The organism is Curtobacterium sp. Curtsp22, from assembly GCF_059492135.1.
In genome coordinates, this window is the sequence record NZ_CP168519.1 from 2,182,760 (window position 1) to 2,204,460 (window position 21,701).

Annotated in this window: 17 protein-coding genes and 1 pseudogene; 10 read left to right on the forward strand and 8 right to left on the reverse strand. The window is 73.1% G+C overall.

Annotated features, from left to right (window positions below; all coding sequences use genetic code 11):
• Positions 1-5: 5 nt before the first annotated feature.
• The 3 genes from ACEN8D_RS10450 to ACEN8D_RS10460 are packed head-to-tail and all read right to left on the reverse strand — an operon-like array spanning position 6 to position 3,882.
• Positions 6-1,553, reverse strand: coding sequence for a gamma-glutamyltransferase (locus ACEN8D_RS10450; protein WP_495601002.1), 1,548 nt, complete (start codon positions 1,551-1,553; stop codon positions 6-8).
• Positions 1,550-2,644, reverse strand: a complete 1,095-nt coding sequence (locus ACEN8D_RS10455) for an FAD-dependent oxidoreductase (protein WP_413461844.1) — start codon at positions 2,642-2,644, stop codon at positions 1,550-1,552. Before ACEN8D_RS10455 ends, ACEN8D_RS10450 begins: the two co-directional genes overlap by 4 nt.
• On the reverse strand, positions 2,641-3,882 hold the full coding sequence (locus ACEN8D_RS10460; protein ID WP_309777922.1) for an aminotransferase class V-fold PLP-dependent enzyme: 1,242 nt from the start codon (positions 3,880-3,882) through the stop codon (positions 2,641-2,643). Before ACEN8D_RS10460 ends, ACEN8D_RS10455 begins: the two co-directional genes overlap by 4 nt.
• A 100-nt stretch (positions 3,883-3,982) precedes the next feature.
• Here ACEN8D_RS10460 and ACEN8D_RS10465 point away from each other — a divergent pair, with 100 nt between their 5' ends.
• Positions 3,983-4,489 carry a RidA family protein gene (locus tag ACEN8D_RS10465; RefSeq protein WP_309777920.1) on the forward strand — a complete coding sequence of 169 codons (507 nt, stop codon included), beginning with the start codon at positions 3,983-3,985 and terminating at the stop codon, positions 4,487-4,489.
• A pseudogene (locus ACEN8D_RS10470) lies at positions 4,486-5,628 on the forward strand (MFS transporter); the annotation flags it as partial. The gene ACEN8D_RS10465 and the pseudogene ACEN8D_RS10470, both read left to right, overlap by 4 nt.
• 74 nt (positions 5,629-5,702) lie before the next feature.
• On the opposite strand, the gene ACEN8D_RS10475 reads toward ACEN8D_RS10470, so the two are convergent.
• Both ACEN8D_RS10475 and ACEN8D_RS10480 read right to left on the reverse strand, forming a co-directional pair.
• Positions 5,703-7,157, reverse strand: coding sequence for an aldehyde dehydrogenase family protein (locus ACEN8D_RS10475; RefSeq protein WP_413461493.1), 1,455 nt, complete (start codon positions 7,155-7,157; stop codon positions 5,703-5,705).
• Between the two features lie 23 nt (positions 7,158-7,180).
• Positions 7,181-8,200 (reverse strand): phosphotriesterase family protein, encoded by a 1,020-nt coding sequence (locus ACEN8D_RS10480; RefSeq protein ID WP_413398772.1) that lies wholly within the window; start codon positions 8,198-8,200, stop codon positions 7,181-7,183.
• Positions 8,201-8,424: 224 nt separating this feature from the next.
• Between ACEN8D_RS10480 and ACEN8D_RS10485 the strand changes: the two genes are divergently transcribed.
• The 8 genes from ACEN8D_RS10485 to msrA all read left to right on the forward strand — a co-directional run bounded on the left by ACEN8D_RS10485 (position 8,425) and on the right by msrA (position 18,947).
• Positions 8,425-10,011 (forward strand): APC family permease, encoded by a 1,587-nt coding sequence (locus ACEN8D_RS10485; protein WP_309887188.1) that lies wholly within the window; start codon positions 8,425-8,427, stop codon positions 10,009-10,011.
• Positions 10,012-10,091: 80 nt separating this feature from the next.
• A complete protein-coding gene (locus ACEN8D_RS10490; RefSeq protein ID WP_413398773.1) occupies positions 10,092-10,931 on the forward strand; it encodes an urea amidolyase associated protein UAAP1 in 840 nt (279 codons plus the stop codon).
• Positions 10,931-11,623: an urea amidolyase associated protein UAAP2 gene (locus ACEN8D_RS10495; protein WP_413398774.1), complete on the forward strand. Its 693-nt coding sequence runs from the start codon at positions 10,931-10,933 to the stop codon at positions 11,621-11,623. The genes ACEN8D_RS10490 and ACEN8D_RS10495 overlap by 1 nt, the downstream gene beginning before the upstream one ends.
• Positions 11,620-15,258 (forward strand): urea carboxylase, encoded by a 3,639-nt coding sequence (gene uca / locus ACEN8D_RS10500; RefSeq protein WP_413398775.1) that lies wholly within the window; start codon positions 11,620-11,622, stop codon positions 15,256-15,258. Before ACEN8D_RS10495 ends, uca begins: the two co-directional genes overlap by 4 nt.
• Positions 15,255-16,976 carry an allophanate hydrolase gene (atzF, locus tag ACEN8D_RS10505; RefSeq protein WP_413461492.1) on the forward strand — a complete coding sequence of 574 codons (1,722 nt, stop codon included), beginning with the start codon at positions 15,255-15,257 and terminating at the stop codon, positions 16,974-16,976. The genes uca and atzF overlap by 4 nt, the downstream gene beginning before the upstream one ends.
• A 23-nt stretch (positions 16,977-16,999) precedes the next feature.
• Entirely contained in the window at positions 17,000-17,692 is a 693-nt protein-coding gene (locus tag ACEN8D_RS10510; protein WP_413400259.1) for a TetR/AcrR family transcriptional regulator, read from the forward strand.
• A 31-nt stretch (positions 17,693-17,723) separates the two neighbouring features.
• The gene (locus ACEN8D_RS10515) at positions 17,724-18,344 is read left to right on the forward strand and encodes a biotin transporter BioY (RefSeq protein WP_413400257.1); all 621 of its coding nucleotides are present in this window, start codon (positions 17,724-17,726) and stop codon (positions 18,342-18,344) included.
• 81 nt (positions 18,345-18,425) lie between these two features.
• Positions 18,426-18,947, forward strand: coding sequence for a peptide-methionine (S)-S-oxide reductase MsrA (msrA, locus tag ACEN8D_RS10520; protein ID WP_092387936.1), 522 nt, complete (start codon positions 18,426-18,428; stop codon positions 18,945-18,947).
• A gap of 24 nt (positions 18,948-18,971) precedes the next feature.
• Here the strand turns inward: msrA and ACEN8D_RS10525 are convergent, their stop codons facing one another.
• From ACEN8D_RS10525 to ACEN8D_RS10535, 3 genes are all read right to left on the reverse strand, one after another.
• Entirely contained in the window at positions 18,972-19,331 is a 360-nt protein-coding gene (locus ACEN8D_RS10525) for a UBP-type zinc finger domain-containing protein (RefSeq protein ID WP_071303276.1), read from the reverse strand.
• Between the two features lie 80 nt (positions 19,332-19,411).
• Positions 19,412-20,413: an aldo/keto reductase gene (locus ACEN8D_RS10530; RefSeq protein WP_495601003.1), complete on the reverse strand. Its 1,002-nt coding sequence runs from the start codon at positions 20,411-20,413 to the stop codon at positions 19,412-19,414.
• A 196-nt stretch (positions 20,414-20,609) separates the two neighbouring features.
• A complete protein-coding gene (locus ACEN8D_RS10535; protein WP_071296470.1) occupies positions 20,610-21,617 on the reverse strand; it encodes a TerC/Alx family metal homeostasis membrane protein in 1,008 nt (335 codons plus the stop codon).
• Positions 21,618-21,701: the final 84 nt, after the last annotated feature.

The window sequence follows — 21,701 nt, forward strand, 5'->3', positions numbered from 1 at the left end:
GGGGATCAGTTGGCGTGCAGGACGACGGCGCGACCGTCCGCGCGGGGATCGCTCGCGGCGTCGAGGTGGCCGTCGGCGTGCAGTCGGACGGTCTGGACGTGCCCGGCCTCGTCGACCGGGCCGGCGGTCCGTGCGACGGGCAGGCCGAGCACTCCCGCGGCGGCGATCGCGTCGTCGGTCCCCGGTTCGGCGACGAGCGTCATCTCCTCGTGGCCGAGATCGCGCGCACCGACCACGAAGCGCGGGCGGCCGAGCACGGCCACGGGGTCGCTGTCGGCGTCGACGAGGTCGCTGGCGACCTGGGCGAGGATCCACGGCTGGGCGCTGCCGCCCTGGCACCCGAGGGCGACGACGAGACCGTCGGTCTCGGCGATGACCGGCAGCAGTGTGTGCGGCGGGCGCAGCCCGGGACCGACGTGGCCCGGGTGCGCGGGGTCCGTGCTGAAGGCGGAGCCGCGGTTGTGCAGGACGACCCCGGTACCGGGGTCGAGGATGCCCGACCCGAACAGCTGGTAGACGCTCTGGATGAGGGTGACCACGGTGCCGTCGGTGTCCGCCGCGGTCACCGCGACCGTGTCGCCGAGCGCACGTCCGGCCCGGGGCAGGGCGCCCGCGCGGCCGGTGTCGCGCGGATCCGTCATCGCGGCGACGTCGATCGGACCGCCACGGGGGTCGCCCAGCTCGGCCTGCCGGACGAGCGCGGCGCGGTGCACGGCGTCGACGAACTCGGCCGTGCGGTCAGCAGCTCCTGCCCCGTCGGCGAGCGCCTCCGGCAGGATGCCGAGGAGCACGACGCCCTGCGTGGGCGGCGGCGCCACCCACCATCGGACGCCGGTGACGGCGGCCTGCTCCGGCTCGGCGAGCTCGGCCTCGTGCGCGGCGAAGTCTGCCTCGGTGTGCGCGCCGCCCAGTTCCCGGAGCTGTGCCGTGATCGACGCGGCGATCCGACCGCGGTACATCGCCCCGGGGTCCGCAGCCAGTTCGGTGAGCGTCGCGGCGAGCGCGGGCTGCACGAGCCGGTCGCCCGTGCCGAGCAGCCCGCCGGCACCGTCGCCGAAGACGTCGGTCATGCCGGCGTCGGCGAGGATCTCGTGCTCGCGGAGCGCGACGGCACGAGCGAGGCCGGCGGAGACCGGTGCCCCCTCGGCCGCGAGCCCGGCGGCTCGGAGGAGCGCCGGACGGAGGCCCAGCCGGCCGCCGAGCGCGTCGATCGCCTGCCACCCGGCGACGACACCGGGCACCGTGACGGTCTGCGCGCCCTGCCGCGGCATCCGCTCCTGCTGCGCGAGCGCGGCGACGTCGATCCCGCTCGGAGCGGCGCCGGCGGAGACCACGGCGGTCACGCCGTGTCCGGGCCGACGGACGAGGGCCACGAGGTCACCGCCGATGCTGCACTGGTGCGGGTACACGACGGTCAGCGCTGCGGCGGCTGCGAGCGCGGCGTCGATCGCGTCGCCGCCCGCCGCGACCGCTTCGGCCGCGGCGTCGAGCGCGGCGGGGTGCGGTGCGGCGACGGCGACCCGGCGGGACCCGGGTGCGGTGGGCTCGGTCATGCGGTGGTCACCATCCGTGCTGGGCTGAGGAAGTCGAGATCAGGACGGTCGACGCCCTGGACCAGGTCGGCGACGGCCTCGCCGATCGCCGGCCCGAACTTGAACCCGTGCCCGGAGCAGGCAGCGGCCACGAGGACCTCGGGCTCGTTCGGCAGCGCGCCGACGACGAAGCGCTTGTCCGGCGTCATCGTGTACAGGCAGGCGACCGCCTCGCCGCCCGCGGTGTCGATCCCGGGGACGAACCGCTCGAAGAGTCCGGCCAGGTGGGCGGCCTCGTCCTCGGTCGGCGGTGCGACGGGCACGTCGGGGTCCCAGACCGGGCCGGCGTCGATCCCGATCTTGGCGCCCGACCCGGCGGCCTCGGGCAGGCCGAAGACGAGTCCCTCCGGCAGGTCGACGGAGAAGCACCCGAGTGCGGGCGGTTGCGCGATCGCCTGACCGGTCGGGACGGTGAGGGTGACGATGCGCCAGACCTCGAAGAACGCGGCCGCCTCCGGCACGAGCTGTGCCGCCCAGGCGCCGCCGGCCAGGACGAGGCGGCGAGCGCGGATGCTGCCCCGGTCGGTGCGGACCGTGACGACGCCGTCGTCGACCCGCCGGTCGAGCACGGCCTCACCGAAGCGCAGGTCGGCTCCGGCCGCAGCGGCCGCCGACTGCGCGAAGGCGAGCGCACGTGCGGCCTCGAGGACGCCGGCGTCGGGGTCGTGGACCGCCCCGTACGTCTCGGGGGGACGCAGTGAGGGCGCGAGCGTCCGCCACGCCTCGCGATCGACCGGGAGGCTCGCCCCGCCCTGCATCGTCGGCTCGCCCCGGTGGGCGTACAGTCCGCCGGTCGGGTGCAGGAAGGGCGCACCGGCTGCGGTCCCCCACCGTTCCCACCCGCGGTACGCACGGTCGACCAGGTCGTTCCAGACCGGGCTCGGGTAGGCGCGGCGGATCATCCGCGTCGCGCCGTGCGACGAGCCCCTGGTGTGCCCCGGGGCGAACCGCTCCACCGCGACGACGTCGAGGCCACGGCGGGCGAGTTCGTGTGTAGCCGCGGACCCGTGGATCCCGAGACCGAGGACGACGACGTCGTGCACCGCGGTCATGCCCGGGCCTCGGCCACGACGTCGGCGATGCCGTCGAGCAGGACCCGGACGTCCTCGTCGTCGTTGTACACGTGCGGCGACACCCGGACGACACTGGGCAGTCCGCGGGCTCCGAGGTCCCACTGCGCGTGGCTGGCTGGAACCGAGATCGAGTCGATCCGGCGGTGGCGCAGTCGCGCGGAGACCTCCTTCGAGGCGACCCCGTCGACCGTGAAGGTGACGATCGCGGAGGGTGACGCGACCGGGTCGGCGACGCGCACGCCGTCGAGACCGTCGAGGGCGTCCCGGATCCGGGAGCCGAGGCCGACGAGGTGCGCCTCGGTCGCCGCGGGTCCACGCTCGAGCGCCTCGCGCAGCGCTACCCCGAGGCCGAGCCGCGCGGCGACGGAGCACTCCCACGTCTCGAGCTGCCTGGCGGTCCCGTCCATCGTCCACTCATCTTCGCCCGTCCAGACCGCACCGCGGACATCCGGCGCCCACGCACCGACGCCCTCGAGCGTGCCGCGACGCAGGTACGCCATGCCCGTCCCGCGCGGACCACGGAGGAACTTCCGGCCGGTCGTGACGAGTGCGTCGCAGTCGACGGCCCGGACGTCGATGTCGATCTGGCCCACGGACTGCGTGGCGTCGACGACCGTGAGGGCCCCGTGCCGACGGGCGACGGCCGCGATCTCGGCGACCGGTTCGACGAGCCCGGACGACGTCGGGACGTGCACGGCGCTCACCACGACCCGACCGGTGGCCCCGGCGACGGCGCCCTCGAGCGCCTCGAGGTCCATCGCACCGCTGGCGTCGCTCGGCACGACCACCAGCCGGACGTCGTCGTGCCGCTGCATGGCGAGCAGCCGGAGCGCCTGGCTCACGTAGCTCGACCGTGGCGCGACGACGGTGTCGCCGGCACCGAGCCGGAGCGCGTCGAAGACGCCGCGGAGGCCGCTCGTCGCGCTGTCGAACAGGGCGATCTCGTCCGCCTCGGCGCCGAGCAGCGCGGCGGCCGACGTGTACACCGCCGCGACGTCGTCGGCGACCTCGTTGGCTGCTTCGTACCCACCGACCCGCTGTTCGCGACGCAGGTGGGCGACCACGGCCTCCAGGACACCGTCGCTGACCAGGCCGGCGCCGGCCGCGTTGAAGTAGTGGCGTCCCGCGGTGCCGGCCGTGCGTGACCGCTCGGCGGCCACGTCGATCACCGCCGTTGCCGGGTCGGCGCGTGTGCCGTCCTCCAGACCGATCGTCATGTGGCGGGTCCTCCCTCGTGCGCGTCACCCCCGGACGCTGAATGGATCCCATTATAAACAGGTTGTATCCATTCACGCCACCGCCGGATACTGTTGCCGCATGGAGCACTCCGCTGAAGCCCGCGCCCAGGAACTCGGACTCGTCATCCCGGACTACGCGAACCCGCCCTACGGTGGCCGCTACGGCAGTTCGCTCCGCGCGTTCCACCGCACCGGTGACCTGCTGGAACTGAGCGGCATGACGCCGGAGTCGCGAGACGGCACGATGCTGCACCCGGGCGCCGTTGGCGTCGACATCACGCTCGAGCAAGCGCAGGAGGCCGCCCGGTACACGGCGGTGAACGCCCTCGGCATGATCCGGTACGCACTCGGCTCGCTGGACGAGGTCGCCGCACTCTCCCGAGGGCTGTGCTTCGTCCTCTGCCCGCCCGGCTTCGAACAGCTGAACCAGGTGTCGAACGCGGCGAGCGACCTGCTCTTCGACGTGTTCGGGCCGGACGTCGGTCGGATGGGCCGGGCGTCCATCGGCGCGACGGCCCTGTCGCGGAGCGCCTGCTTCGAGCTCTGGCTCAGCCTGGAGTGCCGCCCGCGCCGAGCCGGGGCGTGAGACCACTCGTCGAGACCGGCGTCCGGGGAACGGCCTTCTGGCTCCTCGTCCTGGCCTCGACCGCCGGGTACGTCGTGAACGGCGCGAGCACCCCGGTCGTCCCGCGCCTGGCGACGGACCAGCTCGGCGCCGACCCGGCACTCGGCGGACTCCTCGTCTCGCTCGCGGGCTTCGTCGCGATCGGGGCCATGCCCGTGGCCGGCGTCCTGAGCGACCGGCTCGGAGCACGTCGTGTGCTCCTCGGCGCCGGACTGCTGGCGGCGGTCGGGCTCGGGGTCGTGCTCGTCGCACTGAGCCTCCCGGCGCTCGCGGTCAGCCGCGTCGTGTTCGGTGCGGGCAACGCCGCGACCGCCACAGCCCTGACCGCGTGGGTCGTCGCCGAGATCCCCGTGACGCAGCGGAGCCGCGCACTCGGCCTGTTCGGGCTCGCCGTCTGGATCGGCCTCGCGCTGGGGCCGGTCGTCGGCGAGAACCTGTACCAGTCCGCGGGGCGCCGCACCGTGTGGATCGTCGCGATCGGCGCACAGCTCGGCGGGCTCGCCGTGGCGCTGCTCGCCCGCGGCGGGTCGGCGCCGGTCCACTCGCCGGCGCACCGCAGCTCGACCCGGCCGACGGGGAGCGGCCTCGCACCGGTGCTGCGCGCGGTGGTGCGCCCCGGCGCCGCCGGACTCGTCGCATGGGCCGCCGAGGGCTTCATGATCGCGTTCCTCATCCAGCACCTCGTCGGACAGGGCGTCGGCGCGCAGGGGCTGACCGGCACCGCGAACGTCTTCACCGTCTTCGCGGCGAGCGTCGTCGGCGTGCGACTGCTCCTCGGCGGCCTGCCGGACCGGATCGGACCCGTCCGCACGGCGAGGGGCGCCCTGGTCGTCCTCGCCGCCGGACTCGTCGTCCTCGCCCTCGCGCGCGACTTCCCGACGGCCGCCGCCGGGGCCGTGCTGGTCGGCGCCGGCTACTCGCCGCTGTTCCCGACGCTCACGATCCTGGCCACCCGCGCACTCGACGGCCGGAGCCGTGCGACCGGTGTGGGCGTGTTCTCGGCGGTCACGAGCGCCGGCTACGCCCTGGGGTCGCTCGCGGGCGGGGTCCTGGTGTCCGCCGTGGGTTCCGGCTGGGACCTGGTGGTGCTCGCCCTGGTGCAGCTCACCGCCGTGCCCGCGCTCGGCCGGCACGACGGTGGCCGCGGCCCGGGGTCGCGACCCCGGGCCTGGGCTCAGAGGGCGATGACGATGCTCTTCGACTCGCAGAACGCCCGCAGCGCCTCCTCGCCGAGGTCCCGGCCGAGACCCGACTCGCCGACGCCGCCGAAGGACAGCGCCGGGTCGAACAAGTTGTAGGTGTTCACCCACACCGTCCCGGCGTGCAGGCGCTGGCCCATCCGGTGCGCCCGGGCGAGGTCGCGGGTCCAGACGCCGGCCGCGAGTCCGTACGTCTGGTCGTTCGCGATGGCGATCGCCTCGTCCTCGTCGTCGAACGGGATGACCCCGACGACGGGTCCGAAGATCTCCTCGCGCGCGATGGTCATCGTGTTCGAGACACCGGTGAAGAGCGTCGGTTCGACGTAGTACCCGGGGCGCTCGGGGACGCCGCCGCCGACCGCGACCGTCGCGCCTTCGGCCTTGCCCTGCTCGATGTACCCGAGGACCTGCTGCCGCTGTTCCTCGGACACGAGCGGTCCGACGGTGATCCCGCCGTCGAGGCCGTCGCCGACCGGGACCTTCCGGACGGCGGCGACGAGACGCTCGGTGACCGCGTCGAGCACCGATCGCTGGACGAGCAGCCGGCTGCCGGCGGTGCACATCTGGCCGGAGTGACCGAACGACGCACGCATCGCGGTGACGACGACCGCGTCGAGGTCGGCGTCCTCGAAGACGATGTTCGGGCTCTTGCCGCCGAGCTCGAGCGTCAGCCGCTTGAAGTCCGCGCTCGCCGCGGTCATCACCTTGCGACCGACCTCGGTGCTGCCGGTGAACGAGACCTTGTCGACGCCCGGGTGCGCGGTGAGCGCCGCGCCGACGCGGCCGTCACCGGTCAGGACGTTGACGACACCGGCGGGGACACCGGCTTCCTCGCAGATCGCCGCGACGCGGAGCATCGTGAGCGGCGTCTGCTCGGCGGGCTTCACGACGACCGTGCACCCGGCGGCGAGCGCGGGTGCGAGCTTGAACGCCCCGGTCATGATCGGGAAGTTCCAGGGCAGGATGAGCGCCGCGACGCCGACGGGCTCGAGGGTCGTGTAGACGTGGTGCTGCCCGCCGTCGACCGGGACGACGGTGCCGGTCAGGCGCGACGGCGCACCCGCGTAGTAGCGGAAGACCCGGGCCGAGGTCGCGGTGTCCGCACGGGACCGCTCGATCGGCTTGCCGTTGTCGCGGGTCTCGAGCACGGCGAGCTCCTCGAGCCGTTCCTCGATGAGGTCGGCGACGCGACCCAGGATCCGGCTGCGGTCGTGCGGGCTCATGCCGCTCCACCGACGGTCCTCGTGCGCCCGGCGGGCGGCGGCGACGGCGGCGTCGATCTCGACGGGGCCGGCCTGCGGCACCCGGGTGAGCAGGGCCTCCGTCGCCGGGTCGAGGACGTCGAGCAGCTCGGCGCCGTCCGGTGCGGTCCAGGTCCCGTCGACGAGGAACGGCTCGAGCGGGGCCAGGGGAGCGAGCGTGTCTCGCATGGTGGGTCCTAACGGTGGTGGGTTCAGGGGCGGTCGAGCAACCGGGCTGGCTCGTCCACCGTGATGCGGGTGAGGACGTCGTCCGGCACCCCGAGCGCGCGGAGCCCCGGGACGACGCGGGCGGTGAGGTGGTCGAGGCCGTGTCCCCCGTGACGGCGGAGCTGCCCCTTGGTCCAGGTCGCGTGACCGAACACCCACCGGGTCTCCGGCGCCGATCCGCGCAGGGCCAGGAAGGCGTCCAGGCGCTGGGGGTCGCTGGCGTTCCGGATCCGGCCGACGTGCGATCCCTCGTTGCCGAAGCAGAGCTCGAGGACGGCGCCGGCCTGCCCGAGGTCCCGCAGGTACGGCAGGTCGAGGAACTCGTCGACCGTCGAGAAGACGACGCGGCTCGGGTCGACACCCTCGGCGACCACGTGTGCGAGCACCTCGAGCCCGTTCCGGGCGTCGGCCGCCAGCCGGACGACGACGGCTGCGCCGGTGGTCACGGCGGCCCGAGCAGCTGCCGTCAGGCTCCGGCGTTCCTCGGTGCCCTCGGCGGTGGCGAACGCCGACGTGGTGCCCATCAGTCCGAGGATGCCGGCGCGGTAGTGGGTTCCCGGGACGGCGTCGGTGAGCGCGCGCTCGAACAGCCCCTGTCGCCCGTCGGTGTCGAGATCGGTGAACCAGTCCGGCACCAGGCGCGGCAGGTAGGCGCCGTAGCCCGCGACGACGTCGACGCCGCTCGCCAGCGCGAGTTCGGGTAGCCGGACATGGTCCGGCCCGAAGCCGAGCGAGCTGAGGTCGACCGCGAGTCCGAGCCCGGCGGCACCCGCGATCCGCAGCTCGTCGGCGAGCAGGTCGATGTCGTCGAGGCGCAGGTTGTCGGCCAGCGCCAGCTGACTCCACCGCAGGGCCGCGGCGAGGTCCGCCGTGACGGCGAGGCTCGGTTCGAGCTGCTCGATCCCCGGCCGCTGCAGCGCGCTCGCGTCGGTGAGCAGGTGCTCGTGCATCGACACCGGGCCCGTCCCGGACGACTCGACGGGCCCGAGGACGGTCTGGATCACGACGTGCCTTTCACCGTGGTGGACTTGACGGATCCAATCTACATCGGTTTGGATCCCTCTTGTTCATGGGTGCCGCCGATCCCACCCGACGACCCCGAACGTTTACACGCGGGCGACTTCCGACACGTGCCCGAAACAGCCGGGCAACGGCGACGACACAGCCCGGCACGACACTGGTCGCACTACCTGTCACCCGACAGGTACTCCGCGAAAGGCCTGCAGCCATGCGCTCTCCCGAAGCACCGCTCCACACGCCCCGCGCCACGTCCAGTGCCGACGCCCAGGGCCTCGCCCGGCTCGGCTACGAGCAGGAGCTCCACCGCGGAGTCGGCTCGTTCTCCTCCTTCGCCGCCGGCTTCTCGTTCGTCTCCATCCTCACCACGGTCTTCCAGCTCTTCGGGCTCGGGTTCGGTCTCGGCGGCGCCGCCTTCTTCTGGGCGTGGCCGCTGGTGTTCGGTGGCCAGCTGCTCGTCGCGCTGAACTTCGCCCAGCTCGCCGCCCGCTGGCCGATCTCCGGCGCGATCTTCCAGTGGTCGAGCCGGCTCGCCGGTCCCCGGTTCGGCTGGTTCACCGGCTGGACGATGATCATCGGCCAGATCCTCACCGTCGCCGTCGCGGCGATCGCCGTCCAGGCGGTCCTGCCGGCGATCTGGGACGGCTTCCAGGTCGTCGGCGGCCCCGGTGCTGATCCGTCCGTCGCCTCGGCGACGGGTGCGGCCAACGCGGTGGTCCTCGGGCTCGTGATGCTCACCGTGACCACGGTCGTCAACATCGTGAGCGTCCGGTTCATGGCCCGCGTGACGAGCTTCGGCGTGCTCGTGGAGATCGTCGGTGTCGTCGTCCTGATCGCGGCCCTGTTCCTCCTGCCGCACCGGAGCCCCGCGGTGGTGTTCTCGACCGAGGGGTCGACGAGCACCGAGCCGTACGTGTGGGCGTTCCTCGCCTCGTCGCTCATGGCCGCCTACGTGATGGTCGGCTTCGACTCGGCGGGCGAACTCGCCGAGGAGACGCACAACCCGCGGCGGACGACCCCGAAGACGATCGTCCGCGCGCTCACCGTGTCCGGACTCGGCGGCGGGCTGCTCATCATCGGCGCGCTCATCGCCGCACCGAGCCTGACCGACGGCAAGCTCGCGACGCAGGGGCTCGCCTGGGTGATCACGTCCACCCTCGGCGACGTCTTCGGCCGGCTCCTCCTCTGCACGGTCGCGGTCGCGGTGTTCGCCTGCACGCTCGCGGTGCAGACGGCCGGTGCCCGCATGGTCTACTCGATGGCCCGCGAGAAGGCGCTGCCCTTCCACCGCACGCTCGCCCGCGTCTCGCCCCGCACGGGCACCCCGATCGCGGCCTCGGTCGTCGTCGGTGTCGGTGCGGGACTCGCCCTCGCCGTCAACATCGGCCAGTCCGCGATCTTCACCGCCCTCTCCAGCCTCTGCATCGCGATGCTCTACCTGGCGTACCTCGGGGTCACGGGCCCGCTGCTCGTCCAGCGCATCCGGCTCCGACGCACCGGGCTGCCCGGCGGCGTCGACGAGGCCGGGGCGCCCCTCTTCACGCTCGGTCGGTGGGGGATCCCGCTGAACGCCCTCGCCGTCGCGTTCCAGATCGGCATGGCGGTCAACCTGATCTGGCCCCGCCCGGAGATCTACGACCTCACCGGTGACTCGTGGTGGCTGCAGTACAGCGCGCTGCTGTTCATCGGCGCCGTGCTGCTCGTCGGCTGGGCGTGGTCGTCGTGGCGGCACCGCGCACACGGGCCGATCACGTTGGCCGAGGTGCCGCACACCGCACCCACCCCCGTCGACGCCTGAGCGAGGGGTCGGGCCGGCCGGGACCGGCCCGCTCCCGCACACCAGCACCCGCACCGCCCGCACCACCGAAAGGAACCACCGTGCGTGACCTGCACCAGACCGACAGCGTGACCGCCTCACGCTCGGACGCCCGCGCCCAGGGCGGCACGACGTCCCACTGGATGCCGTACCTCCCCGCCTCGTCGTCCCCGTTCGCACCAGAGGGCGTGGACCCGGCCGACCTCGTCTGGGCCGAGACGGTCGCCCCGGGCGGGTACACCCACAAGGTGCTCGCCCGCGGGTCCCGGCTCCGGTTCGACGACCCGACCGGCGACGCGTGCGCGAACCTGCTGGTGTTCAACGCCCTGGAGCCGTGGGAGCGCCTGAACGTGGCCGACACCCAGAAGATCCCGTGGCAGGCGTACCTCGGCCAGGGCTCGCCCCTGCTCAGCGGCGACGGCCGGGCACTGGCGACCGTGGTCGAGGACACCTCCGGCCACCACGACGCCTTCTGCGGCACCTCCACCGACGCGTGGAACGAGCGCAAGTACGGCGGAGCGGCACCCGAGGGACCGACGCCGAGCGGGCGGTCGCTCCTCGCGAAGGCTGCGGCGAAGCACGGGCTGTCGAAGCGGGACCTGCCCCCGAGCATCTCGTTCTTCCAGGGCGTCCACGTCGAGGCCGACGGCTCGCTGACGCCGACGGGCAGTGCGGGGCCCGGTCACCACGTCACGCTGGTCGCCGAGCTGCCCCTCCTCGTCCTCGTGGCGAACGTCGCCCACCCGGTCGACCCCCGCCCCGAGTACACGGTCGGCCCCCTGCGCGTGCACGCCTGGCGCGGCACGCCGACCGCCCACACCGACCCGCGGGCGACCGCGACCCCGGAGCTGTACCGGGCGCACCTGAACTCGATCGACTACGCGGAAGCGCGAGGCCTGTGATGACCGGAACCCTGACCACGACCGTGCCGGTGGGCGCCGTCCACGACCCAGACGTCCCGCTCGACTGGAGCGAGTCCCTCGTCCCCGGGACCGTCGTCCGCGACGACCGTGTCGCGCCGCTCGCGCCGTGGTCCACCGTCGTGCGCGCCGGCGAGGTGCTCACGATCGTCGACGTCGGCGGCAACCAGAGCGCCGACTGCCTGGTGTACGACGCGTCCGACCCCGACGAGCGCTACAGCGTGCCGGACACCCTGGCGGCACAGGGCAACGCCTACGTCCGGACCGGCACCGTGCTCATGTCGAACGAGGGTCGTCCCCTGATGACGGTCGTCGCGAACGAGATCGACCGGCAGGACACCATCGGCGGCGCGTGCTCGAAGGAGTCCAACACGCTCCGTTACGGCCACCACACGCAGTACCAGCACGGCTGCCGCGAGAACTTCCTCGCCGAGGCCGGCCGACACGGACTGGGGGCTCGGGACATCGTGTCGAACCTCAACTGGTTCATGAACGTCCCCGTCGAGGAGGACGGCGCGCTCGGCATCGTCGACGGCATGAGCGCCCCCGGCAAGCGCGTCGCGATCCGGGCCGAGCGGGACGTCCTCGTGATCGTCTCCAACTGCCCGCAGATGAACAACCCCTGCAACGACTTCTCCTGCACGCCTCTCCGGATGATCGTGGTCCAGCCGTGAACGCCGCGCTCTCCACCGACACCGTCCTCGTCGCCAACCGCGGTGAGATCGCCCGCCGCGTGATCCGCTCCGCGAAGGCGCTCGGGATGCGCACCGTCGCCGTGTACTCGGACGCCGACCGCGCCGCCCCGCACGTCCGCGAGGCCGACGTCGCCGTCCGGCTCGGCCCGGCACCGGCCCGCGAGTCCTACCTCGACATCGACGCCGTGGTGCGCGCGGCGATCGACTCCGGCGCCGGCCTCGTGCACCCCGGGTACGGGTTCCTGTCCGAGAACACCGCGTTCGCCGCGACGTGCGAGGCCGCCGGGATCCGCTTCGTCGGCCCGACGGCCGAGCAGATCGTGCAGTTCGGCGCGAAGCACACGGCGCGCGAGCTCGCCGCTGCCGCCGGCGTGCCGATGCTCGCGGGCACCGGTCTCCTCGCCGACGTCGACGAGGCCGTCGCCGAGGCGGATCGCATCGGCCTGCCGGTCATGCTCAAGGCCACCGGCGGTGGTGGCGGGATCGGCATGCAGGCGTGCGCGACCCTCGACGAGGTCCGACGGGCGTACGCGAGCGTCGAGCGCACCGCTTCCGCCGCGTTCGGGTCCGCCGGCATCTTCCTCGAGCGGCTGGTCCGGCCGGCGCGGCACGTCGAGGTCCAGCTCTTCGGCGACGGCGAGGGCCGCGTCGCCGTGATCGGCGATCGCGACTGCTCGCTCCAGCGCCGCAACCAGAAGGTCATCGAGGAGGCTCCGGCCCCGGCGCTCCCCCAGCAGGTCCGGGAGGCGCTGCACGCGTCCGCCCGTCGGCTCGCCGAGAGCGTCGGGTACCGCAGCGCCGGCACGGTCGAGTTCGTCTACGACCCGGTCCGCGAGGAGGCATCGTTCCTCGAGGTGAACACCCGGCTCCAGGTGGAGCACCCGGTAACCGAGGAGGTCTTCGGCGTCGACCTCGTCGAGCTCATGCTCCGCCTGGCCCGCGACGGCGCTGCCGGCATCGACCCCGAGGTGTTCACCCGCGCGTGGACCCCGAACAGCCACGCCGTCGAGGCCCGCGTCTACGCCGAGGACCCGGCCAAGGGATCGCTCCCGTCGAGCGGCCTCGTCACCCAGGCGGTGTTCCCCGAGCGCGACGGCGTCCGCGTCGACGGCTGGGTCGAGACCGGCTCCGAGGTCTCCGCGTTCTACGACCCGATGCTCGCGAAGGTCATAGCCACCGGGGAGACCCGTGACGACGCCCTCGACCTGCTCCGGGACGCCCTCGCCGACGCCCGTGTCGACGGCATCGTCACGAACGCCGGGCTGCTCCGTTCCCTGACCGACGACCTCGAGCTCCGCACCGCCACGCACTCCACGTCGACGCTCGACGAGACCGACGACCCGGACCCGCGGATCGACGTCGTCGTGCCCGGCACGATGACGATGATCCAGGACCTGCCCGGTCGGGTCGGGTACTGGCAGGTCGGTGTGCCGCCGAGTGGTCCGTTCGACGGTGTCTCCTTCGCCGAGGCCAACCGTGCGGTGGGCAACCCGGACGGCGCCCCCGCCCTGGAGATCACCGCGACCGGTCCGACGCTGCGGTTCTCCACCGCGGCCGTCGTGGCCCTCACGGGCGCCCCGGTGCCGGTGGCCCTGGACGGGGAGCCGGTGCCGCTCTGGGAGCCCGTCGAGATCGGTGCCGGACAGACCCTCGCGATCGGTGCTGCTCCCGGCCCAGGGCTCCGGAGCTACCTGGCCGTCCGCGGCGGCTTCGACGTCCCGACCTACCTCGGTTCCGCCGCGACGTTCACGCTCGGCGGGTTCGGCGGCCACGCCGGTCGGGCCCTGCTCGCCGGGGACGTGCTCCGTCCCGGGTCCCCGGACTCGGACGCGCCGCACCCGGCCTTCCCCGTCGGCACCCGGCTCGGTCTGGTCGGCGGCCCGACCCCGGCCGAGCGACGCACCGCGCTCACCGACGCGTGGGAGATCGCCGTCACCGAGGGACCGCACGCGGCGCCGGACTTCTTCACGCGCGCCGACCTCGACGTCTTCTACGCCACCGACTACGCCGTGCACCACAACTCCGCACGCACCGGCGTCCGGCTCATCGGCCCCCGACCGGGCTGGGCACGGACCGACGGCGGCGAGGCGGGCCTGCACCCGTCGAACATCCACGACACCCCGTACGCGGTCGGGGCGATCGACTTCACCGGCGACACCCCGATCATCCTCGGACCGGACGGCCCCTCCCTCGGCGGCTTCGTCTGCCCCGCGGTGGTCGCCAGCGGCGACCTGTGGAAGCTGGGCCAGCTCCGACCGGGCGACACGGTCCGGTTCGTGCCCGTCCGCGAAGCCGACGCCGCCGCGCTCGAGGCGAACCGCGCCTCCCGGACCGTCCCCCGCACCGGCGGCGACGGCGACGACGGGGTGATCGCGCACCTGGACGCGACCGACGCCCGACCGGGTGTCGCGTACCGACGCGACGGCGACGACAACGTCCTCGTCGAGTACGGCGACATGACCCTCGACATCGCGCTGCGGATGCGCGTGCACGCCCTCATGACGAAGCTGCAGGAGGAGGCGCCACGCGGCATCCTCGACATCACCCCCGGTATCCGCTCGCTGCAGGTGCACACCGACGCGAGCGTGCTGAAGGCGAGCACGATGGCGGGCCTCCTGCGCGAGCTCGAGGACGAGATCCCGCCGACGGACCAGCTCGTCGTGCCGTCGCGCACCGTCAAGCTGCCGCTGTCGTGGGACGACCCGGCCACCCGGCTCGCGATCGAGCGGTACATGGCCGGCGTGCGGAACGACGCCCCGTGGACGCCGTGGAACATCGAGTTCATCCGGCGGATCAACGGGCTCGACAGCGTGGACGACGTGTTCCGCACGGTCTTCGACGCGAGCTACCTCGTGCTCGGGCTGGGCGACGTGTACCTCGGTGCGCCGGTCGCCACCCCGCTCGACCCCCGGCACCGGCTCGTCACGACGAAGTACAACCCCGCCCGCACCTGGACGGCGGAGAACTCCGTCGGCATCGGCGGCGCGTACCTCTGCATCTACGGCATGGAGGGGCCCGGCGGCTACCAGTTCGTCGGCCGCACCGTGCAGATCTGGAACCGGTTCCGCCGCGGCGGCCTGTTCCAGGAGGACCCGTGGGCGCTGCGCTTCTTCGACCGCATCGAGTGGTACCCGGTCGGGGCGGAGGAGCTGCTCGAGCTGCGCGCCGAGACCGACGCCGGCCGCGGGGACTTCGAGACCGTGGACGGCGAGTTCTCGATCGCCTCGTACAAGCGGTTCCTCGGCGAGAACGCCACCTCGATCGCGGACTTCCGCGCGCAGCAGGCCCGGGCGTTCGACGAGGAGAAGGAACGGTGGCGGGCCTCGGGTGAGTTCGACGTCCGCGACGAACCGGCCGTGGTGCTGCCGGACGAGGTGGTCCTGCCCGCCGGTGCCACGGCGGTGACCGCACCGTTCACCTCGACCGTGTGGCAGGTGGACGTCCGACCGGGCGACCGTGTGGACGAGGGTCAGCGGCTGCTGGCCGTGGAGGCGATGAAGATGGAGTCGATGGTGCACGCACCCGTGGAAGGACACGTGTTGGAGGTCTACATCAAGCCGGGCGACCAGGTCGCCCCGGGGCAGGTCCTGGCAGCGATCGGAGCACCGGCGTGAGCGGGGGCAGCACCGCGGCGGACCGTGTGCACGCAGCCTTCGACCGGATCGACGCCGTCGACCGTCCCGAGGTCTGGATCACCCTGCGCGACCGAGCCGCCGTCGTGGCCGAAGCCCAGGCCGTCGACCCGGCCCTGCCGCTCGCCGGGATGCTCGTCGCCGTCAAGGACAACATCGACGTCGCCGGACTCCCGACCACGGCCGCGTCCCGCTCCTACGCGTACACGCCGACGGCCGACGCCACCGCGGTCGCTCGTCTCCGGGCCGCGGGCGCTGTCGTCGTCGGCAAGACGAACCTCGACCAGTTCGCCACCGGGCTGGTCGGCACCCGGTCACCCTTCGGTGCCGTCCGGAACGCCTGGGACCCCACCCGGATCTCCGGAGGCTCCTCGAGCGGCAGCGCGACCGCCGTCGCCCTCGGCATCGTCGACTTCGCGCTCGGTACCGACACCGCGGGCTCCGGCCGGGTGCCGGCAGCCCTGAACCACCTCGTCGGCGTGAAGCCCACGAAGGGTCTCGTCCCGAACACCGGCGTCGTCCCGGCCTGCCGGTCGCAGGACTGCGTCACCGTCTTCGCCCGGTCGCTCGACACCGCCCGGACCGCCACCGAGCTCATGGCCGGCCCGGACGGCATCGACCCGCTCGCCCGACCGGACGCAGCGCTCGTGGACGGGTCGCTCGTCGTCCTCCCCGCCGTCCCGCGGATCGCCGTCCCGCTGCCGTCGCAGCTCGAGGGGCTCGCACCCGGCTGGGCGGATGCGTTCGGCCGGGCCGTCGACCGGTTCCGTTCCCTCGGGCACGAGGTCGTCGAGGTCGACATCGCACCGCTGCTCGACGCCGCTGCGCTGCTCTACGAGGGCGCGTTCGTGGCCGAGCGGTACGCAGCGGTCGGCGCCCACATCGAGGCGAACCGCGACCGGATCGGCGACGACCTCGACCCGACGGTCGCCGGGATCGTGCTCGGCGGCGCGACCCCCACCGCCGCGGAACTCTTCGCCGACCAGGAGCGACTCGACGCGTTCGGCGCCGCCGGTCGAGCCGCCCTCGACGGCACCACCGCGCTGCTCACCCCCACCACGACCTGGCACCCGACCCTCGCCGAGGTCGCCGCGGACCCGGTCGGCGCGAACAGCCGGATGGGGCGGTACACGAACTTCGCGAACCTGCTCGACATGGCGTCGCTCGCGGTCCCTGCCGGCTTCGTGGACGGGCTGCCGTTCGGCGTCATGCTGACCGGCCCCGCGTTCACCGACCGCCGCCTCGCGGCACTCGCTGCGGCCTTCGCCGCACCGACGGTTGACCTCGTGGTCGTCGGCGCACACCTGCGGGACCAGCCGCTGAACGGGCAGCTCGTCGCCGCGGGCGGGACGTTCGTCCGGGAGGCGCGCACCGCCTCCGACTACCGGCTGTACGCCCTCGACACCGTGCCGCCCAAGCCCGGACTGGTCCGGACGCGCTCGGTCGCCCCCTCCGCCGGAGCGGCGGCGCCGGACGGCGCCGGGATCGCCGGCGAGGTCTGGCGGCTCCCGGCGGCGGGCTTCGGGACCTTCGTCGCCGCGCTGCCCGCACCGATGGCGATCGGCACCGTGACGCTCGACGACGGCACGGACGTCACCGGGTTCACGGTCGAGGCCGTCGCCGTCGATGGCGCCGAGGACATCACGCACCACGGCGGCTGGCGGACGTACCGGGAGCACGCGGCCCGGGAGCGCGTGTGACGGCCGGCTGCGAGGATGGGGCCATGTCCTCCGACGACCGGCCCGCCCGACTCGGCAGACCGCGGGTCGTCCCGGACACCGCGTCCGGGCTGAGCCCCCGCGACCAGATCCTCGACGCCGCGGCGGCCCTGTTCGTCGAGAACGGCTTCAGCGCCACCTCGACCCGGGCGATCGCCGAACGGGTCGGCATCCGGCAGGCCTCGCTGTACTACCACTTCGCCGGCAAGGACGAGGTGCTCGTGGAGCTGCTCACGACCTCGGTCCGCCCGAGTCTCGACGTGGTGCGCGGCCTCGAGGAACGCGTCCCCGGATCCGTCTCCGCCGCGGGCGCACTCGCGGCCCTGGTCCTCATCGACATCGACACCCTCGCGCGGACGCCGCACAACATCGGCACGCTCTACCTCCTGCCGGAGGTACAGGGCGAGCGGTACGAGGGCTTCCGGACCGACCGGCAGGAGTTGCAGGACACCTACGGCCGACTCGGGGCCCTGGCCGCGACCGAGGATGTCCGGGGCACGGTCGCGCCCGAACTCCTGGGCGGCATCCTCATCCAGCTCGCCGAGACCGTCATCCAGCTGCGCCGCACCGGCGAGGTGGACGACCACGACCGCGAGGCGATCACCGGCACCTGCCTCCGCGCGTGCGGGCTCGGCCCCGACGCCGTCGCCGCCGCCCGACGCGAAGCCGACGCCCTGCTCGCCGCAGCGGCCGTCTGACGCGACCCACCACGACACGACAGGACACCCCATGACCGACCACGCCCACGCGCCCGTGCCGACCACCGCCCTCCGCCCGCTCGCCGACGTCGTGCTCCCCCGCACCGCCCTGGTCAGCACCGCCCTCGTCGTCGGCGGCGCACTGCTGACCGCCGGTGCCGCCCAGGTGTCCGTACCGCTCTGGCCGGTGCCGATCACGGGACAGACGCTGGCCGTCCTGCTCGTCGGCAGCGCGCTCGGTGCTCGCCGCGGAGCCCTGTCGATGCTCGTCTACGCGCTGCTCGGCGTCGTGGGGCTTCCGGTCTTCGCCGACGGGACCGGCGGAGCCAGCGTCCTGGTCGGCCCGACGGGCGGCTACGTCGTCGGGTTCGTCGCCGCCGCGGCCCTCGTCGGGTGGGTCGCGGAGCGGTTCGGCGACCGCCGGTTCACCGCGGCGTTGCTCTCCTTCGTGCTCGGCACGGTCGTCACGTTCGCGGCAGGGATGGCCTGGCTCGCCGTGTCGCTCGGGCTCGACCTGCAGCACACGCTCGAGTACGGGCTGTACCCCTTCGTCGTCGGCGGTCTCGCGAAGGCCCTGGTCGGAGCGGGGGTCACCTCGCTCGGCTGGACGGCCGCCCTCCGCCGCCGCGCCACCAGGGGCACGATGGACTGAGCACGGGAACAGTCGGCGGGTCTTGTCGGTTGCATCGGGTGATGCCGCAGCCAGCGGCAACGACGACCTCAGGAGGCCACCATGACCACCACCGAAACCGCCATCCTCGCCGGCGGGTGTTTCTGGGGAGCGCAGCAGCTCCTCCGTCGCCGTCCCGGTGTGATCAGCACGCGCGTCGGGTACTCCGGCGGCGACACCCCGAACGCCACCTACCGGAACCACGGCGACCACGCCGAGTCGGTCGAGATCGTCTTCGACCCGTCGCAGATCTCCTACCGCGACCTGCTCGAGTTCTTCTTCCAGATCCACGACCCGTCGACGAAGGACCGCCAGGGCAACGACGTCGGCCGCAGCTACCGCTCCGCGGTGTTCTACACGAACGACGAGCAGCGCGAGGTCGCCCTCGACACGATCGCCGACGTCGACGCGTCCGGCATCTGGCCGGGCAAGGTCGTCACCGAGGTCGAGCCCGCTGGCGACTTCTGGGAGGCCGAGGAGGAGCACCAGGACTACCTCGAGAAGCACCCGCACGGTTACACGTGCCACTTCGTGCGCCCGGGCTGGACGCTCCCGCGCCGCGACGAGGCCGTCAGCGCGAGCTAGCGCGTCCTGATCGGACCCGGCGGGTCAGCGGGACCCGCCGAGCAGTTCCAACCAGTCCCCGGGCAGGCGATCCGCCGGCCCGGGGACTGCCTGTTCCACGGGGTGACTCGTCGGCGCCGCGAGCTCCACGCCCTCGAACGTCGAGTGGTCGCGGTAGTCGTACGACCACGTCTCGCCGGGCTCGTAGCTCTGGATGACCGCGTGCCCGGTCTCCTCCCAGTGCCGGGTGGCGTGGGTGTCCAGCGAGTCGTCGCAGCAGCCGACGTGGCCGCACGCGGCGCACCGGCGCAGGTGCACCCACCAGGACCCGGTGGCGTCGCACTCGACGCATCCGGGTCCGCTCGGTGCGACGTCGGGGTGGATCATCTCGGCGTGGTCCGTCATGGGACCATCCTGGCCCGGACGCAGCCCCGCGGCCAGCGCGCCGCCCGGACGCAGCCCCGCGGCCAGCGCGCCGCCCGGACTCAGCCGCGCGGCACCAGCGCGTCGATGGCCGCGAGCTCCTCGCCGGTCAGCGGCGCACCCTCGAGGGCGTCGAGCGTCCCGTCGAGCTGCCGGACGCTCGACGCCCCGACGAGCGCGGACGTGACCGCCGGCTGCCGGAGTACCCACGTGATGGCGAGCTGCGCGAGCGTCTGCCCACGGGACACGGCGATGTCGTTCAGGGCGCGCGCGGTCGTCAGGTACTCGTCGTCGATCCGGTCCGCGCCGAACCAGCGCCCCTCCGCCGCCCGCGACCCGACCGGCACCGAGCCGTCGAGGTAGCGGTCCGTCAGCAGCCCACCGGCCAGCGGCGAGAACACGATCGCGCCGGTCTCCAGACGGAGCAGCTCGTCGAAGAGCCCGTCCTCGGGGACCCGGTCGAACATGTTGTAGCGCGGCTGGTGGATGAGCAGGTGGATGTTCTCGGCGGCGAGCGCCTCGGCCGCGGCGGCCGTCTGCGCCGGGTCGTAGTTCGAGATGCCGGCGTAGAGCGCCTTGCCCGAGCGGACCGCGGTCACGAGGGCGCTGACGGTCTCCTCGATCGGGGTCTCGGGGTCCGGCCGGTGCGAGTAGAAGGCGTCGACGTACTCGAGCCCGAGGCGTCCGAGCGACTGGTCGAGCGAGGCGAGCATGGACTTGCGCGAGCCCCAGTTGCCGTACGGACCGGGCCACATGTCGTAGCCGGCCTTCGTCGACACCACGATCTCGTCGCGGAACGGCCGGAGGTCCGACTCGAGGATGCGACCGAACTGCTCCTCGGCGGCTCCGGGCGGCGGGCCGTAGTTGTTCGCGAGGTCGAAGTGGGTGATCCCGCGGTCGAACGCGTGCAGCACGATGTCGCGCTGCGTCGTGAGCGCTCGGTCGGCGCCGAAGTTGTTCCACAGCCCGAGGGAGATGCGGGGCAGGAGCAGGCCGCTCCTCCCGACGCGCTGGTACGGGAGTCGCTCGTAGCGGTCGTCGGCGGGGCGGTGGACGTCAGGCATCGTTGCTCGATCCGGTTCGTGAGGGGTGGCGGGGTCCGGAGTCGACGCTAGCGGACCCCACCAGCCGGTTGCGGCGCACCGCGCCAGCGGGGTGACGGCCGTGCCTGGAGGGACGGTGCGGGCCCGACCCGCGCCTCCAGTCCGTCTCGTGGTGCGTCCACCGCCGGACGCGCGCGACGGGCGCGGTGCAGGACCGCTACGCCGTGCCGGCGTCGCGGGAGACCTCGTCGTGCGACTCGTCCTCGCGCCGCATCCGCAGCAGGCTCGCCCCGGTCGCCACACCCATCGCCACGACGATGACCAGCAACGAGACCCCGGTGCCGATCTCCGGCGCCCACTCGACGTGCTCCCCACCGTTGATGAACGGCAGTTCGTTGCCGTGCAGTGCGTGCAGCACGAGCTTCACGCCGATGAAGGCGAGGATCGCCGCGATCCCGTACTTGAGGTAGACCAACCGCTCGAGCAACCCGCCGAGCAGGAAGTACAGCTGCCGGAGGCCCATCAGGGCGAAGACGTTCGCGGTGAACACGATGAACGCGCTCTCGGTGATGCCGAAGATCGCCGGGATCGAGTCGAGCGCGAACAGCAGGTCGGTCGTCCCGATCGCGATGAGGACCACCAGCAGCGGCGTGAAGTGCCGTGCGCCGTCCTGCACGATGCGGAACTTCATGCCGTCGTAGGTGTCGGTGATGCGGATCCGACGCCGGAGCAGCCGCACGATGAGGCTGTCCTTGTCATCGTCGTCGTCCTCGCCACGGAGCTGCTGGATCGCCGTCCACACCAGCCACGCCCCGAAGAGGTAGAAGATCCACGAGAAGTCCTCGATCAGGCGGGCGCCGAGCAGGATGAAGACGCCACGCAGGACCAGCGCGATGATGATGCCGAGCATGAGCACCTCCTGCTGGATCGCCTTCGGCACGGAGAACCGCGCCATGAGGATCACGAACACGAAGAGGTTGTCGATGCTCAGGCTGTACTCGGTCAGCCAGCCCGCGAGGAACTGCCCGGCCGGCTCCCCGCCTGCGAAGACGAACATCGCGACGGCGAACAGCAGCGCGAGGCCGACGTAGAGGCCCACCCACAGGCCGGACTCCTTGAGTGTCGGCACGTGCGGACGCCGCGCGACGACGAGGAGGTCGGCCAGCAGGATCGCGACGATGGCGATCAGGGAGCCGACTTCGAACACGGCCGGGAGCTCGAGCATCCGGGGCCTTCCTGGTTGGGGGCGTCGGGGACACCCCAGCCTGCCATGCCTGCGCGTTGCTTCAGCCAGCTGGGCGGACGCGAC

Excerpts from the sequence above, each read along its gene's own strand:
- ACEN8D_RS10450 (WP_495601002.1), bottom strand. The coding sequence starts at position 1,553 with ATGACCGAGCCCACCGCACCCGGGTCCCGCCGGGTCGCCGTCGCCGCA.
- ACEN8D_RS10455 (WP_413461844.1), bottom strand. The coding sequence starts at position 2,644 with ATGACCGCGGTGCACGACGTCGTCGTCCTCGGTCTCGGGATCCACGGG.
- ACEN8D_RS10460 (WP_309777922.1), bottom strand. The coding sequence starts at position 3,882 with ATGACGATCGGTCTGGAGGACGGCACACGCGCCGACCCGGCAACGGCG.
- ACEN8D_RS10465 (WP_309777920.1), top strand. The coding sequence starts at position 3,983 with ATGGAGCACTCCGCTGAAGCCCGCGCCCAGGAACTCGGACTCGTCATC.
- ACEN8D_RS10475 (WP_413461493.1), bottom strand. The coding sequence starts at position 7,157 with ATGCGAGACACGCTCGCTCCCCTGGCCCCGCTCGAGCCGTTCCTCGTC.
- ACEN8D_RS10485 (WP_309887188.1), top strand. The coding sequence starts at position 8,425 with ATGCGCTCTCCCGAAGCACCGCTCCACACGCCCCGCGCCACGTCCAGT.
- ACEN8D_RS10495 (WP_413398774.1), top strand. The coding sequence starts at position 10,931 with ATGACCGGAACCCTGACCACGACCGTGCCGGTGGGCGCCGTCCACGAC.
- ACEN8D_RS10510 (WP_413400259.1), top strand. The coding sequence starts at position 17,000 with ATGTCCTCCGACGACCGGCCCGCCCGACTCGGCAGACCGCGGGTCGTC.
- ACEN8D_RS10515 (WP_413400257.1), top strand. The coding sequence starts at position 17,724 with ATGACCGACCACGCCCACGCGCCCGTGCCGACCACCGCCCTCCGCCCG.
- msrA (WP_092387936.1), top strand. The coding sequence starts at position 18,426 with ATGACCACCACCGAAACCGCCATCCTCGCCGGCGGGTGTTTCTGGGGA.
- ACEN8D_RS10525 (WP_071303276.1), bottom strand. The coding sequence starts at position 19,331 with ATGACGGACCACGCCGAGATGATCCACCCCGACGTCGCACCGAGCGGA.
- ACEN8D_RS10530 (WP_495601003.1), bottom strand. The coding sequence starts at position 20,413 with ATGCCTGACGTCCACCGCCCCGCCGACGACCGCTACGAGCGACTCCCG.
- ACEN8D_RS10535 (WP_071296470.1), bottom strand. The coding sequence starts at position 21,617 with ATGCTCGAGCTCCCGGCCGTGTTCGAAGTCGGCTCCCTGATCGCCATC.